The 14,709-nt window shown below is 60.4% G+C and carries 13 protein-coding genes, 1 pseudogene and 1 riboswitch; of the genes and pseudogenes, 11 read left to right on the plus strand and 3 right to left on the minus strand.

Annotated elements, in window-relative coordinates; all coding sequences use genetic code 11:
* The first annotated feature begins 11 nt into the window (after nucleotides 1-11).
* Together EN861_RS09570 and EN861_RS09575 are read left to right on the plus strand one after the other, a co-directional pair.
* A complete protein-coding gene (locus EN861_RS09570) occupies nucleotides 12-1,136 on the plus strand; it encodes a DNA repair exonuclease (RefSeq protein WP_126057626.1) in 1,125 nt (374 codons plus the stop codon).
* On the plus strand, nucleotides 1,133-3,766 hold the full coding sequence (locus EN861_RS09575; protein WP_126063810.1) for an ATP-binding protein: 2,634 nt from the start codon (nucleotides 1,133-1,135) through the stop codon (nucleotides 3,764-3,766). The genes EN861_RS09570 and EN861_RS09575 overlap by 4 nt, the downstream gene beginning before the upstream one ends.
* Nucleotides 3,767-3,787: 21 nt before the next feature.
* Here EN861_RS09575 and EN861_RS09580 read toward each other — a convergent pair whose 3' ends face one another.
* From EN861_RS09580 to EN861_RS36225, 3 genes and pseudogenes are all read right to left on the minus strand, one after another.
* Nucleotides 3,788-4,165: a DUF5615 family PIN-like protein gene (locus EN861_RS09580; protein WP_126057625.1), complete on the minus strand. Its 378-nt coding sequence runs from the start codon at nucleotides 4,163-4,165 to the stop codon at nucleotides 3,788-3,790.
* Nucleotides 4,166-4,169: 4 nt separating this feature from the next.
* Nucleotides 4,170-4,820, minus strand: coding sequence for a DUF433 domain-containing protein (locus EN861_RS09585; protein WP_126057624.1), 651 nt, complete (start codon nucleotides 4,818-4,820; stop codon nucleotides 4,170-4,172).
* A 533-nt stretch (nucleotides 4,821-5,353) separates the two neighbouring features.
* Nucleotides 5,354-5,876, minus strand: a pseudogene (locus EN861_RS36225) (SMC-Scp complex subunit ScpB).
* Nucleotides 5,877-6,774: 898 nt separating this feature from the next.
* Between EN861_RS36225 and EN861_RS36775 the strand changes: the two are divergent.
* The 9 genes from EN861_RS36775 to EN861_RS09640 all read left to right on the plus strand — a co-directional run bounded on the left by EN861_RS36775 (nucleotide 6,775) and on the right by EN861_RS09640 (nucleotide 14,502).
* On the plus strand, nucleotides 6,775-7,236 hold the full coding sequence (locus tag EN861_RS36775) for a hypothetical protein (protein WP_306283303.1): 462 nt from the start codon (nucleotides 6,775-6,777) through the stop codon (nucleotides 7,234-7,236).
* 662 nt (nucleotides 7,237-7,898) lie between these two features.
* On the plus strand, nucleotides 7,899-8,126 hold the full coding sequence (locus EN861_RS09600) for a hypothetical protein (protein ID WP_245454713.1): 228 nt from the start codon (nucleotides 7,899-7,901) through the stop codon (nucleotides 8,124-8,126).
* A gap of 121 nt (nucleotides 8,127-8,247) precedes the next feature.
* Nucleotides 8,248-8,364, plus strand: a riboswitch (TPP riboswitch).
* Nucleotides 8,365-8,467: 103 nt separating this feature from the next.
* Complete coding sequence (thiC, locus tag EN861_RS09605; protein WP_126063809.1) at nucleotides 8,468-10,303, plus strand: phosphomethylpyrimidine synthase ThiC; 1,836 nt, start codon at nucleotides 8,468-8,470, stop codon at nucleotides 10,301-10,303.
* Nucleotides 10,300-11,301 (plus strand): glycine oxidase ThiO, encoded by a 1,002-nt coding sequence (thiO, locus tag EN861_RS09610; RefSeq protein WP_126057621.1) that lies wholly within the window; start codon nucleotides 10,300-10,302, stop codon nucleotides 11,299-11,301. Before thiC ends, thiO begins: the two co-directional genes overlap by 4 nt.
* Nucleotides 11,270-11,467 (plus strand): sulfur carrier protein ThiS, encoded by a 198-nt coding sequence (thiS, locus tag EN861_RS09615; RefSeq protein WP_126057620.1) that lies wholly within the window; start codon nucleotides 11,270-11,272, stop codon nucleotides 11,465-11,467. The genes thiO and thiS overlap by 32 nt, the downstream gene beginning before the upstream one ends.
* Before the next feature lies 1 nt (nucleotide 11,468).
* On the plus strand, nucleotides 11,469-12,242 hold the full coding sequence (locus EN861_RS09620) for a thiazole synthase (RefSeq protein ID WP_126057619.1): 774 nt from the start codon (nucleotides 11,469-11,471) through the stop codon (nucleotides 12,240-12,242).
* Nucleotides 12,239-12,844: a thiamine phosphate synthase gene (locus EN861_RS09625; RefSeq protein ID WP_126057618.1), complete on the plus strand. Its 606-nt coding sequence runs from the start codon at nucleotides 12,239-12,241 to the stop codon at nucleotides 12,842-12,844. The genes EN861_RS09620 and EN861_RS09625 overlap by 4 nt, the downstream gene beginning before the upstream one ends.
* The gene (locus EN861_RS09630) at nucleotides 12,835-13,650 is read left to right on the plus strand and encodes a hydroxymethylpyrimidine/phosphomethylpyrimidine kinase (RefSeq protein ID WP_126057617.1); all 816 of its coding nucleotides are present in this window, start codon (nucleotides 12,835-12,837) and stop codon (nucleotides 13,648-13,650) included. Before EN861_RS09625 ends, EN861_RS09630 begins: the two co-directional genes overlap by 10 nt.
* A 627-nt stretch (nucleotides 13,651-14,277) precedes the next feature.
* A complete protein-coding gene (locus EN861_RS09640; protein WP_245454712.1) occupies nucleotides 14,278-14,502 on the plus strand; it encodes a DUF982 domain-containing protein in 225 nt (74 codons plus the stop codon).
* Nucleotides 14,503-14,709 lie beyond the last annotated feature (207 nt).

Genomic DNA, 14,709 nt, shown 5'->3' on the forward strand with positions numbered 1-14,709 from the left:
TCGGAGACTCCATGTTTCGATTCATCCACAGCTCCGATCTTCATATCGGCAAGCGGTTCGGCAACATGCCAGAGGATCTGCGCGGGCGGCTCCGTGAAGCGCGCCATGGCGCGATCAGCCGGCTGGCAGAGCAGGCACGCGTCCATGGTGCATCCACCATACTTCTGGCCGGCGATACGTTCGATACCGAAACGCCCACTCCAGCGATGTTGCGGCAGGCCATGGCCGAGATGAGCCAGAGCGCGCCTCTGCGCTGGATATTGCTGCCTGGCAACCATGATTCCCTGTTGGCTGATCAATTGTGGAGTGCAGCGGACAGCGTTGTGCCGGACAATGTCCTGCTGGCGACGCGGCCCGAAACCCTGACCATTGGCGCGGACGTGGCGCTGCTGCCTGCACCTTGCACCACCCGCAGACCCGGTCGCGACCTTACCGAGTGGATGAACAGCGCCGCGACGCCGCAAGGCGCCATCCGGCTCGGCCTTGCTCATGGCGCTATTCAGAACTTTTCCGAAGATTCAGCAGCGTCCGATGTCATTGCACCAGATCGCGCGACTAAGGCCGGCCTCGATTATCTGGCACTTGGCGACTGGCACGGACCCGTCACCATCAATGAGCGCAGCCGTTATAGCGGTGCGCCCGAACCTGACCGTTTCAAGCATGATACACCCGGTCAGGCCCTTGTCGTTTCCATTGCCGGGCCTGGCGCCGTGCCCGAGATCGTGGCCGTTGAAACAGCTAGCTTTTCCTGGAAAACCGCTCCCCTGCATCTGCTGTCTGGCGACGACAGCGCCGCGGCATTTGAAGCGTTGCTTCCACCGGCTCATCTGCGGCGTCAGACTTTGCTGCGAATTGCCGCGTCTGGCCGGGTGCGGTTAAGTGGGCGAACGATCCTTCAAGCGGCGATCGCGGTAGCCGCGCCCGACTTCGCCTATCTGGAACTGGACGGGGACGGGCTCGCGACCGACTGCGAAAGTGGCGATTTGGATCGGATCGACCGCTCTGGTGCCCTTCGCGAGGCAGCGCAGGCACTGTTGGATGAAAGCAGCGACGAAACCCGGTCGGCTGTCGAACGCGACATATCGCGAGAAGCACTGGTTCGGTTGTTCAGCTATTGCGAGGCGATGGGATCATGAAACTTACGGCCCTTCGGCTCCACAACGTCAAACGGTTCGCCGGGCAAGGCGTCGCCATCGAAAACATCGGCGACGGCGTCAACGTGCTTTGCGCGGTCAATGAGTTCGGCAAATCAACCTTCTTCGAAGCGCTGCACGCACTCTTTTTCCAGCCTCACACGGGCACACCCGAAGGCGTGCGACTGTTGCGGCCTTACAGTGGGGGCAATCCGGTGGTGGAGGCCGACATCACCACTTCAGAAGGACGCTATCGACTTGCCAAGCAGTTTTATGGCGGCAGGCTGGCCAGCGTTATTGACCTCGACGGCGGGCGACTGTTGGCTCAAGCCGATGAGGCCGAAGCCTTTATCGGCAAACTAATCCATGGCGGAAGCGCAGGACCGGCAGGATTGCTCTGGGTTCGCCAAGGGGTCACCGGCATCGAAAGGCGCAGCAAAAGCGAGGAGGACGGCGAAAAACGCGTGCGCGAAAGCCTACTGTCCTCGGTTCAGGGGGAAGTTGAAGCCCTGACCGGCGGGCGACGCATGGCCGAAATCGCCGCGGCATGTGAAGAAGAACTCTATAGCCTGGTTACGTCAACGCTGCGTCCCAAGAGCGGCGGTCTCTATGCGGCAGCGCTCGACGAGCGTGACAAGCTGGTGAAAGACGAGCAGCGTCTCAGCGCCGAAGTCACCGGTCTGCGCGATTCGCTCGACAAGCGGCGCATGGCGTTGGCGCGTCTGTCTGAGCTTGAAAACCCCGAAGAAGGCGCCACTCGGCGGGAAGCCATCTCGGCCGCGGAAGCCGCAGTCGAGGCCGCCAAATCGCACAGCGAAGCCTTGAAAGCCGCCGAGGCGGAAGCTGCCCTTGCCGCAATTCACCACGACGCGGCGCAGCAGGCCCTCGATAGTTTTCGGACCGCGCTCAAACGAGCCACGGATTTGCGCCAGCAGTCGACGATTGCGCAGCTTCGCCGCAGTGAGGTTCTCGATCGGCGCGCTTCTGCCATTGCCGAAAACGAACAAGCGATGGGCGAAGTTCAAGCAGCCGAACTGGAAGAGCGCGAAGCACGCGAATTGCTCGCGCGGCTGGATGCGACTCTTTTGGCGCGTGACGCTGCCGAACAACTGGCCGGCTCGGACAACCGGTTGAAACAAGCCGAAGTCGCCAGAACCCAGATCGAAGATGGAGAGGCAGCACTGGCGATGCTGGCGGTGCCGGAACAAGCTGTCGAGCAACTCCAGGCGCTCGAAATCGAGATCGCCAGCCTTCGTGCAGCTCACCTGGCAACCCTGCCGACGCTATGCATGGAATACCGGGACGGCGCCGCCGATTTGGTGACCATCGATGCCAAGCCCTTGCCCCATGCAGAAGACCAAAGCTTTGCTGGCACCGTACGCCTGGATATTGCCGGCATCGGAGCCTTGACCCTGCGATCGAATCGGCCGCAGCAGGCCGACCGGACCATCGAAGACGCCGAAGCGAAGCACCGCAGCCTGCTTGCGTCCCTCGGTGTCGATAGCCTCAGGACGGCACGCCAGCGCCTAGTGGAAGCGCGCGACAAAGCTACCGAACTGGGCTTGGCGCGTCAGCGACTTGCCGATCTCGCGCCCAAGGGGATACAGCAATTACACGAGGAGCTTGCTCGTCTGAGTGCCCTCGGGGCCGGGGACCTCGAACTCAAAGTCGATCCAGAACAGATCCGGCAACATCATGCCGCAGCCGAGCAGCGTGTGGCGACAACACGCAACAGCGTGCGCGAGGCCTTGCCTTTGCGCAGCCATGCCGACGAGGCTGTCATGGCTGCGGAGACGGCTTATGTCACCATCCAGGCGGAACTGACCAGCCTCGAGGTCATATTGGGACCCGATGCAGCGCGCGAGGAAAAGGGGCGCTTGCTGCTCACCGAGGCCACCGCACGACAAAAGCTGCGCGAAGCGGCCGAAATGCGCGCTGCTCCCCTGCGCGACGGCGCTCGCGATCTCACCAGCGCTGAAGCCGTTCTGCGCCGCGCCCGTTCGGTTCAGGATGCCGCCACACAGGAAGCAAGTCAGTTGCGTGTAACCCTGGCCGATCTCAATGGCCATATTCGCACTCGGTCCGACGACGCGGTGGAAGAAGCTTTGCGCGAGGCCACAGAAAAATTGGAAATCGCTGGAGAGCGAGCGAGACGCTTCGAATTCGAAAAAGCCGTCCTCGACCGGCTGCGCACGACGCTGGTCGCTGCGCGCTCGACGGCACGCGATCTTTATCTGAAGCCGGTCATGTCCGAGCTGCGACCGCTGCTTGGATTGCTATTCGATGACATCTCCATAGTGTTCGACGAGAACACACTGTTGCCACAGACCGTTCGCCGCAATGGTCAGGATGAGGATGTCGATAGGTTGAGTGGCGGCATGCGAGAACAGCTTTCGGTTCTGACACGTCTGGCCTTCGCCCGTTTGCTTGCCCGCGACGGCCGACCCACACCGGTTATCCTGGATGACGCTTTGGTTTATTCCGATGACGACCGCATCGAGCGCATGTTCGACGCTTTGCATCGTCAATCACACGATCAGCAGATTCTCGTTTTCTCCTGCCGCCAACGCGCGTTTGCAAAACTCGGCGGTAACATTTTGCAGATGAGCGACTGGCAACCGGGTCGGTCATAAGCGGAGATCGCGCAGCCTCAGCTAGGGCGACGGCAGATCGTATCGTGTTACGATTGCAATGCCGTTTTCGATCTCGATTTCGATAACTTCATTAATCAGGAATTCCTCTGGGCCAAGATCCTCGAGGAGAGCATCGAAGAGCTCTCTCTGTTTTTCAGGCCCGACCTGAGGGACGACGATAATCAGGCCGGCGTGAACCGGTTCTTTGGCATAGAGCTTCCTGAAGTCCTTAGCATTGTTGGTGACGAAGGTGAAATCCTCATCGATAATGAGCGGCATGAGGTCCCAGTCGGTTTCGCCGCTTAGCCCAAGCCAGTTGACGTGGTTTGCTTCATGTCCGCGTTCTTGGGCTACCGCAACCAGAGACGTGTGCAGGCACTCATCGATCAGAAACCTCACGAGGTCACACGCGTCTCGACCTGGCCGACGGACCTGGGTCGCCCTTCAAAACCACGCGCTTCGACGACTTTATTTTCACGCCCTGCTCGACCAGCTTCTTAGGCCGCCCACGAACCGGGTGCGCGGCGACCCACATTCTGGCGAGCTCAATCACGCGCGGCGTTAGCTTCGGATATCCCTCCAGAACCTCCGCTTCATCTGCGCCCTGCGCTAGCATCGTCGTGATCATACGAACAGGGATGCGGGTTCCTTTGAAGACAGGCTCTCCGCCCATCACCCCTTTAACGCGGCCGATGGCGGCCTCCGCTTCATCAAGATCCACGATGCGCGCTTTGAGCTGTTTACGTGCCTCGGCGACGTCGACGATCAGCAGGTCGTCGGCCCTTACGGTCTTGGCCCTTGGGGCAGCTTTGATTTCCTCGAACAGGCGGTAGCGACGATCAGCGGGCAATGTCGCACCCACGCCATACCAAAGCTTGAGCCGCAGCAAATCCTCGCCGGTCAATGCCCGTCGGACGACCCCACCGATGCGCCGAGCAGTGCTTGGCACAGTATCGACAATGCGTTTGTCGATCGCATTGTGCACGGCCTTGATTCCTATCCCGCTGACGGCGGCTGCCTCTGCGGGGGTGTAGATGCGAGCAAGTGTGCCCATTATTCTTCTCCTTATAAAGAATAATATAGGCCGTTTGACCCCCTCCGTAAAGGCACGCGTCTTTGGAATCACGGCGGTTAGCAAAGGCGGTGGTGAGCCGAGAGGCCTCACAAACCCTTGGGGCTCGAGATGGCAGACTCGGCGCAGTATAATTGCGCTAACTATCGAATTTGCAGTTGGCGACAAACGACACACGAGTTCGTCGCGGACTTTTAACTCTGCGAAGGCGCGTCTTCGAGCGCTTTGAAACCCTACACCCATCTGCAGGCCATCTGTATCAAGCTTTGGACCAAAACCGTTTCCATCGCTCACGAGCGTTCTCTCTGGGGGTCTCAAGTGGGGCTTGCCCATGGCCACGAATTTTTGGGCGACAGCGGTGCAGAGGCCGCATACCGCTGCCTGCTTGACGTCGCTGACCGTGTCCATGTCCGAAATTTGCCTACAAATTTCGGACGCCCTTGGGCGCGCTAGATTCGCTATGGAAAGCTGGAAGCACTCGCAAGCCCGGTGGCCACAGCGTCTGCAGCGCCAAGCTATTCCTCCGTATCCAAACCCGCATCCTCATGGCCACTAGCCAACTCTGGCATAATTTCACCAGCAAGCAGCTCATCTCTGCTCAGCAGCCCGGCATCCTCGAGCGCCTCGCAGTCCGGGAGATCGCGAAGCGTGTCGAGGCCGAACTCGAGCAGGACGCTTTTGTCGTCACATAGGTGTAGGGAGCGCCGGGCGTCGGACTGCGCGGGTTCGACGCGATCAGGCCGGTGCCGCAGATGGCCGATCAGGTCGCGACTGATTACTTCCCGAAAACCGACGACAATTCGGCGCGGGTAATCGGCTGGAAGTGCCGATGCACATCAGCATCAGCACGTCCGACCACGTCAGGTCCACGGCACGCCCGCTGCTTCCGCAGGCGCGGATGGCATCGGCATAGGCCGGCCGTGTCAGGTGCTTCCAGCCGCCGGCGACAGCGACGAGGTCATAGGGCCGTCCGCGCAGCTCTCGGATGTCGTCGATGAGAAGGTCACGGGCGAGCTCGCGGGAGAGACTGCACCGCAAGCGCGTCCCGCGCGCGCGAACTGCTCGATCAACTGATCTCAGACGACGACGAATCTCGTCCAGATTCCAAAAGCGGTGGCCGCAGCGGCGCTTTGCGGGCTCGCGTTACCACAGATCGCAGAACTGTGATCTCGCCTTGTGCCCGAGACCGCAATCTGGGCTCGCGACGAAGCATATCGCTTGCGATCATCAAAGGACGCGTCGACGCCGTCGGTTGCCTTTTCCACCGCCGCCTCACACATCGTGTTGGGGCTGAAGAGCTACCTGCAAATCCTCGCAACGGGCGCGGCCGCATCCTTGATTTTACAAATTGACACGTCTTGGTTTTTAGAAAATGCCACGTGCGATGATGGCGCCAAAAAAAAATGTCACGCGAGATGATCATGCCTGAGGTAAATGGTCCGCCAAAGTTGGGAAAGGTATACCGGTTGAATGGTGGATAGGTACGCCGGATAAAAAGGGCTTCGGGTTCCGGAAGACGAACTAATCGACGGATAGGCGCTGCTCGTGAGGGAAACTGCATGCGCATTACGGTTATGACCATCCAGGGATGTCGGATATGATCTTGAATAGTGACATTGCAGGCCAAAGAGCGGCCGAGAAGCTAGCAGAGGGCCTGAAATCGCAGGGCAAGCAGCAATACGAAGAAAGGTCGAGGGAACGCGAACGAGATGTGTCTCGTTAGGTCGCACGTTGCACCAGGGGTGCGTCGGAAGGCACTCCGCCGTGTCCTGAAGAGGTAGCCTGCACTTGAGAATAGCCACGGTGGTACCTTATTTTCGGCTGTGAAGCACACGAGACCCGCGACGTGAGACCCAGTTGCTCAATACCCAGTTGCTGGGTGAGCGTGCATGACTGCCAACGGAAGGTCTTGCACGCACCCTCGCGATCTTGAGCAATGGTCGCCATGACTTTCTTCTTGCAGGCTTTTGAGTGGCCCAGCCTGCAATCACCAGACCCCACCGACTCTAAAGAGCGTGGCAGACGGGATAGTCGAGGTTGCCCGGCACAATTACGCTCAAGGCTTGCGCCGCCCAGAGGACACGCTGAAAAGGCAGCATGGGCGCGCAAGCACGCCATTCACGAGAGGTTCGACATGAAGACTATGCAAGAAAAAGACATTCCGGCATTCGTGCAAGCAGTTGTGGAGGCCGGCTGCAACATTTGCGCGATTGGCAACTTGGGATATGTCTTTGGCGATGCTGATTTGACGCCGGCGCAACGGAGGTCCGTCGAGCCACAGCTGCGCAGGATTGCTGAGATCTACGGCGAACGCGATCATCTCATGGACGAGATAGCTGTATATCTGCGGTCGATCGGACGCCATGTCGAGGTTGAGCCGAAGACAGGTGTTTCCTGATGGCCGCGATCGATCGCGTTCCGTAGTCGCCATTTCTATTGGGTAACGAGCAGCCGTCTTCCAACCTCTGAAACAAAAAAGAGGTGACCCCCAAAGGCCGCTCTCGAGACCGCAAGTCTGAGCCGCTAACGCATTGCGATAACCAGGCTGTCCGAACTGGGCGTCGATGCCTTCCTCGACCAGGTCGCGGTAGGCGGCGATCTCATCTACCGCATGCATAGCCAAGCCAGAGAAGTTTTCGGCAGCGGAATTCTCGGTCGCTTCCCCTTTTATGACTAGAGGGTGCGGCCGATCCGGCCGCGACGATCTCGCAGGGATTGCCATATACGGCAACACGAACACCGGCGGATCAATACTCGGATAATGGCGGCCGGCTATGTAGCGATCGATCGCGCACCAACATATCAATGCAATAGCTTAGTTGCTTTCAAAGGCGGGTCTCTACGAACTGCAAGCAAGCTAAACGATTGCGTCAACTCTTCCTCGCAGAGCGAAAACTCCGCGCCCACGCGATTTCTCTGCTGGAACAGCGGCACATCCTCAGCGCCAGGACACGGCCGCCGCCGTCGGGTTTTACGAAGCCGGTGATTGCATAAGTTGCCCGCAAGATATCATTGGTATCGGGAACGCCGCCGATGCCGCATCCTGAATAGAGCGGCCGCTTGCACCTGCCAGCCCGACGACCAGATCATATCTGCAACTCCATCTACCTGGACGTGGTGCAAATCACCTCGCTGAAGCCGCAAATCGTCGCCTTCGACCAGGATAACCACATCCGTGACCGCCTGAGCTACTCGGTCGATCTCGACGCACATGGCCGATACAGTTTTTCCATCCTTCACGAAGCGAATGAGACTTTGGCCATTCCAGCCCTGGTCTACGGGGCGTGACTTGTCCCCGATGCATGCGCGAGCTCTCCGCTCGGCCGGCCGCCGGACGTCGCCACCGGCCGAAGGCGCCCGAAGGCGCCCGAAGGCGCTTGACAAAGCAGCACCGGCCCATTCAACTTGAGGCATTCACCAGGGGAGTCCCGGTAAGGGGCTGAGATACTGCTGGCTTTCGCGGCGCAGTGACCCGTTGAACCTGATCCAGTTCATACTGGCGTAGGGACGGTGCAAGCGCTTTGCGGGAGTTTACGCCCGAGGTCCTGCTGCAGCAGGTCTACAGAAGCGTCTTTTCATCCTTCCGGCACAGAACTGGGTCTCCAATGCATGAGCAAAGGAGCCTCACGATGAATGCCCTCACCCCCGCCGTGTCGACGGGACCACTGCCCGCCTCGCGGAAAATCCACAAGCCCGGCGTCCTCTACCCGCAGATCAGGGTGCCGATGCGCGAGATTTCCGTCCATCCGACGGCCGGCGAACCGCCCGTCACCGTCTACGATCCGTCCGGCCCCTACACCGATCCATCAGTCCAAACCAGCATCGAAAAAGGCCTTGCCCGGCTTCGCCACGAATGGGTCACGGCGCGTTGCGATGTCGAAGCCTATGACGGCCGCCACGTCCGGCCGGAAGACAATGGATTCGCCACCGGCGAGCGCCTGACACCGGAATTTCCGATACGCAATCGGCCGCTCAAGGCCAAGCAGGGCAAGGCGGTGACCCAACTTGCCTATGCGCGCGCCGGCATCATCACGCCAGAAATGGAGTTCGTAGCCATCCGCGAGAATCTCGGCCGCGAGGTGATGCGCGGCAAGCTGCAACGCGACGGCGAAGCCTTCGGCGCGGCGATCCCAGATTTCGTCACACCCGAATTCGTGCGCGACGAGGTGGCGCGCGGACGCGCAATCATTCCCGCCAACATCAATCATCCCGAGAGCGAACCGATGATCATCGGGCGAAATTTCCTGGTGAAGATCAACGCCAACATCGGTAACTCGGCTGTCACATCGTCGATGGCCGAAGAGGTCGAAAAGATGGTGTGGGCGATCCGCTGGGGCGCCGATACGGTGATGGACCTGTCGACCGGCCGCAACATCCACAACATCCGCGACTGGATCGTGCGCAATGCACCGGTGCCGATCGGCACGGTGCCGCTCTATCAGGCGCTCGAAAAGGTCGGCGGCATCGCCGAGGACCTCAACTGGGAGGTCTATCGCGACACGCTGATCGAGCAGGCCGAGCAAGGCGTCGACTATTTCACCATCCACGCCGGCGTGCGGCTGCACTACATACCGCTGACCGTCGACCGGGTCACGGGCATCGTCTCGCGCGGCGGCTCGATCATGGCCAAATGGTGCCTGCACCATCACCGGGAGAGCTTCCTCTACGAGCATTTCGAGGAGATCTGCGACATCGCCAGAGCCTATGACGTTTCCTTCTCGCTCGGCGACGGCCTTCGTCCCGGTTCAATCGCCGATGCGAACGACGCGGCGCAATTCGCCGAACTGGAAACACTTGGAGAACTCACCAAGATTGCCTGGGCAAAGGACTGCCAGGTGATGATCGAAGGCCCGGGCCATGTCCCCATGCACAAGATCAGGCAGAACATGGACAAGCAGCTCGCAGTGTGCGGTGAGGCGCCGTTCTACACGTTGGGGCCGCTGACGACCGACATCGCGCCGGGCTATGACCACATCACCTCAGGGATAGGTGCCGCCATGATAGGCTGGTTCGGCACCGCAATGCTTTGCTACGTCACGCCGAAAGAGCATCTCGGCCTTCCCGACCGCAACGACGTCAAGATTGGGGTGATCACTTACAAGATAGCCGCCCATGCAGCCGATCTGGCGAAGGGCCATCCGGCAGCGAAAACCAGGGATGATGCCCTTTCGCGCGCGCGCTTCGAGTTCCGCTGGGAGGACCAGTTCAACCTGTCGCTCGACCCCGAAACCGCACGGTCCTTCCACGACCAGACCTTGCCCAAGGAGGCGCACAAGCTGGCACATTTCTGTTCGATGTGCGGGCCGAAATTCTGCTCCATGCGCATTTCCCACGACATCCGTGCCGAGGCTCAGAAGGAAGGCATGGCGGCAATGGCGGCAAAATACCGGGAGGGCGGCGATCTCTACATGCCGGCGGACGAGACTGGCGTACCGGTCGTGCCGGAGGCTCCCAAACCATCATGAGGGTGCTCGTCAAAGGGGCCGGCGTTGCCGGCCTCACCGTCGCTTTCGAACTCGCCGCCCGCGGCGCGACGGTCACAGTCGCCGAGATGCGGCATGGCCTTGGCGGCAACGCGTCGTGGTTCGCCGGCGGCATGCTGGCGCCATGGTGCGAGCGCGAAAGCGCGGAGCAGCCGGTGCTGGATCTCGGACGCGACGCTGCCGACTGGTGGGATGCGGTGCTGTCGGGTCAGGTGACACGGGCCGGGACATTGGTCGTGGCCGCGCCGCGTGATGCCGGTGAGCTTGACCGGTTCGCCAGTCGCACGTCAGGGCATAGGCGCGTCGATGAAAACGAAATTGCGCTCCTGGAACCCGACCTCGCCGGCCGCTTCCGGCGTGGATTGCTCTTCCCCAACGAGGCTCACCTCGACCCACGCCAGGCGATGGCGGCACTTCATGACAACCTTGCGACCATGGGTGTCAAATTCCACTTCGGCTGCGACGCCCGGCCTGTTTCGGGTTTCGCCCGTCAGATAGACTGCATGGGAATGGCAGCGGCCGATGACAGGCTGCGCGGTGTTCGCGGCGAAATGCTGATCCTTCGCACGCCTGATGTCTCGCTGTCGCGGCCGGTCCGTTTGCTTCATCCACGCTTTCCGCTTTATGCCGTGCCGCGCACCGATCACCGTTTCATGATCGGAGCGACGATGATTGAAAGCCAGAGCGCCGGACCGGTGACGGCGCGTTCCATGATGGAGCTGCTGGGCGCCGCCCATGCCCTCCATCCGGCCTTTGGTGAGGCCGAGATCGTTGAAACCGGTGTGGGTGTCCGTCCGGCATTTCCCGACAATTTGCCACGCGTCGAAACAGACGGTGAGATCATCGCGATCAACGGTCTTTATCGTCACGGTTTTCTCCTCGCCCCCGCCATGGCGCGCCAGGCTGCCGGCCTGGTTTTCAGTCAAGACAGAACCAAGGAGCATGCTCATGAAACTGATGGTCAACGGCGAGGCGCGTGAGATTGCCGCCACCACGCTGGCCGAGTTGCTTGCCGCGCTCGACTATGAGGGCGATTGGCTCGCCACCGCCGTCAACGGCGACCTCGTGCACAAAGCCAACCGCACGGAGTTCCAGTTGAGCGACGGCGACCGGATCGAAATCCTCTCGCCCATGCAGGGCGGCTAGCATGTTGGAGCTTTATGGAACCGAGCTTTCGTCGCGCCTGCTTCTCGGCACCGCTCAATATCCTTCGCCGGCCATCCTTGCCGATGCAGTCAAGGCGTCGGGCACGTCGGTGGTGACCGTCTCGTTGCGGCGTGAGATGGCGGGCGGTAGAGCCGGCGAACAATTCTGGTCGTTGATCCGCTCGCTGGGCGCCAGAATCCTGCCCAATACCGCCGGCTGCCTCTCCGTCAAGGAAGCCGTCACCACCGCGAAAATGGCGCGCGAGGTCTTCGGCACCAACTGGATCAAGCTCGAAGTGATCGGCAATCACGACACGCTACAGCCGGATGTGTTCGGTCTGGTTGAAGCCGCCCGCATCCTGTGCGAGGACGGCTTTGCGGTATTCCCCTATACCACCGACGATCTCGTTGTCGCCGAGCGGCTGCTGGAAACGGGCTGCAAGGTCCTGATGCCGTGGTGCGCACCGATCGGTTCCGCCTTGGGACCGGTCAACATGACGGCGCTGCGCTCGATGCGCGGATATTTCCCTGGCGTCCCGCTGATTGTGGATGCGGGGCTCGGACGGCCGTCGCACGCGGCCACCGTCATGGAACTCGGCTTTGACGCCGTGCTCCTGAACACAGCGGTCGCCAAGGCGGCATATCCGGTCGGCATGGCGCGTGCTTTCGGTAAGGCGGTCGACGCCGGTCGTGAGGCGTTCAGTTCGGGAATGCTCGAACCGCGCGACGTCGCCGTGCCATCGACACCGATGGTCGGCAGGGCCGTTTTTTCATGAAGCTCGATCCCTTTTATCTGATCGTCGACAGCGCTGCCTGGATCGAACGGCTGGTCCCACTCGGAGTCCGGCTTCTGCAACTGCGCATCAAGACCGTGGATGAGGCTGGGTTGCGCGCGGAGATCCGCACCGCGAAGGCCTTGTGTGCTCGATACCAGTGCCAACTCATCGTCAACGACCACTGGCGCCTGGCAATCGAGGAAGGCTGCGACTTCATACATCTCGGCCAGGAGGATTTGCAGACCGCTGACCTCTTGGCGATACGGGCAGCCGGCGTAAGGCTCGGACTGAGCACACATGATCATCAGGAGCTGGAAACGGCGATGGCCGCCGAGCCTGACTACATAGCGCTTGGACCCATCTATCCGACCATCCTGAAGAAGATGAAATGGGCGCCGCAAGGGGTCGAACGGATCAGCGAATGGAAGCGCCAGGTCGCGCCGTTTCAATTGGTCGCCATTGGTGGCCTCAACCCTGAGCGGCTCGACGGTGTCTTTGCGGCTGGCGCGGACAGCGCGGCGGTGGTGACCGACATCACGCTCAACGACGACCCCGAGGCGCGCACGCGAGAATGGATCGAAAAGACGGACCAATGGCGCTGAGGCGAGAACCACATGTGCTTGTCGTCGGTGGATCGGACTCCAGTGGCGGTGCTGGAATTGCACGCGATATCGAGACGATCTCTGCCATTGGCGTGCGCACCTGTCTCGCCGTCACAGCGCTAACGGTGCAAACGCATGACGCCGTGATCGAAATCTATTATTCGCCACCTAGCCTGGTGGCCAATCAGATGTGCGCCGCGCTGCAGGCCAACGACGTGGCCACAATCAAGATCGGCATGCTGGCGACTGCCAAGATCATTGTTGCCGTTGCCGCAGTGCTGCGCAAATTTCCGCATGTCCCCGCAGTACTCGACCCTGTGCTGGCCTCCACCTCAGGCCGCGCACTTCTGCAAGCAGGCGCTATCGCTGCCATGAAGCGCGATCTTATGCCGCTTTGCTGCATTGTCACGCCCAACCTCCCTGAACTGGCGCTCCTTAGTGGCTCCGAACTGGCAGTGGATGAGGACGGAGCGCTCCAACAAGGAAAAAGACTGCTGGCCGCCGGCCCTCAAGCCCTGCTGATCAAGGGTGGGCATGCGTCGGGAACCCGGTCGACCGATATTCTGTTACGCTCCGGGCACGAACCCATCCGCTTCGATGCACCGCGCCTTGCCACATCGATGCGCGGGACAGGTTGCATGCTGGCCAGCGCGATTGCGGCGCATCTGGCGAAGCCGAAGCCGCTCGAAGACAGCGTGCGCGAAGGCAAGCTGTTTGTCTTGGAGAGGCTTCAGAAATGCCGGCTGAATAACCACAGCGTTCTGCGTCCAGCCAAGCAGACCCATTTTCCAGAATTTTTCCCGTAGCGAGACTAGAGAAGGGGCTACTGCTTCTCTATGCCATCCTCACAACGCGTTGAGTTTCTCACTGCCAATTATGCGACTTTCGAGGTGCAAATAGCGAATATCGAGTTCTTAGTGACAGAAACGACCGGAATTGGTTGCGTGGATCACCAGGTCGCTACCGATTGGGTCAGCGACTCAATAGAACGTCACATCTCTGTCCACACTCGAGCTTATTTGCCGCAAACGCGTCGAGCCCCGCGTCAATCGGTCTTATAATAGTATCCGGGGCAGCTCCAAAGCTGTGGCATCGGCTACCCGCCGGCCGTGGCGCTTGCTGTTCGAGCGTCGGACGCCGCCTGCCATTGAACATCTGATGGGCTATTGGGTGGCGGCGACACACTCATCCAGGTGCAACTGGCTTTTTCAACTCGGGAACCAGCAGAAGCCTTCGCTGCGTCGCAACATTTGGATTATGTCGTACAGCCCGATCTTCCAGAGAAAACAAGACCTAACGTTCGAAACCTGTCACGCAACCAACCACCGAATGAAAGATCCAGCGTGCGATCGCAGGGAGGTAAGAATAACCGGTCTGGCTTTCCTATCGCCGGTCCAGGTTAAGACCAACGACGTCGTCACGACATCAACACAGTGCGCGAAGCGCTCGTATTCCTGAATCAGTGGCCAAAAGCGCGTCGGGGACCGGTATTCAGTTGCGCGGTGAGAAGCAGCAACGCAGCGATCGCCGGACAGATGACACCCGAGCAGGCGCGGCAAGCATTGTGGGATTTGCCAGGATTGCCGGCGTGCTGGCCAAATCTGATTTCGTCGTTGGTGGCGACTGATTTAAAGCTGCAGGAAGATCACCGCCGGTAACGCGTTGGCCCGCTGCTCGCCAAGACGGAAAGAACGCCGCCTTGTGAGTTCCAATAATGGGCGATGCGGGAATTGCACATGTCTGTGCCCATCTGTCCGGCCGAAATGCAAATGGCGTCACTGGCGAAGGTCAGCGAACGCGGCACGCAGGGCTGGATTCTTTTGACTTGCGGCAAGCCGACATAGGTGCTGGCTTGATGTCTCGGT

Source organism: Mesorhizobium sp. M8A.F.Ca.ET.218.01.1.1, from assembly GCF_004791165.1.
GTDB lineage: Bacteria > Pseudomonadota > Alphaproteobacteria > Rhizobiales > Rhizobiaceae > Mesorhizobium.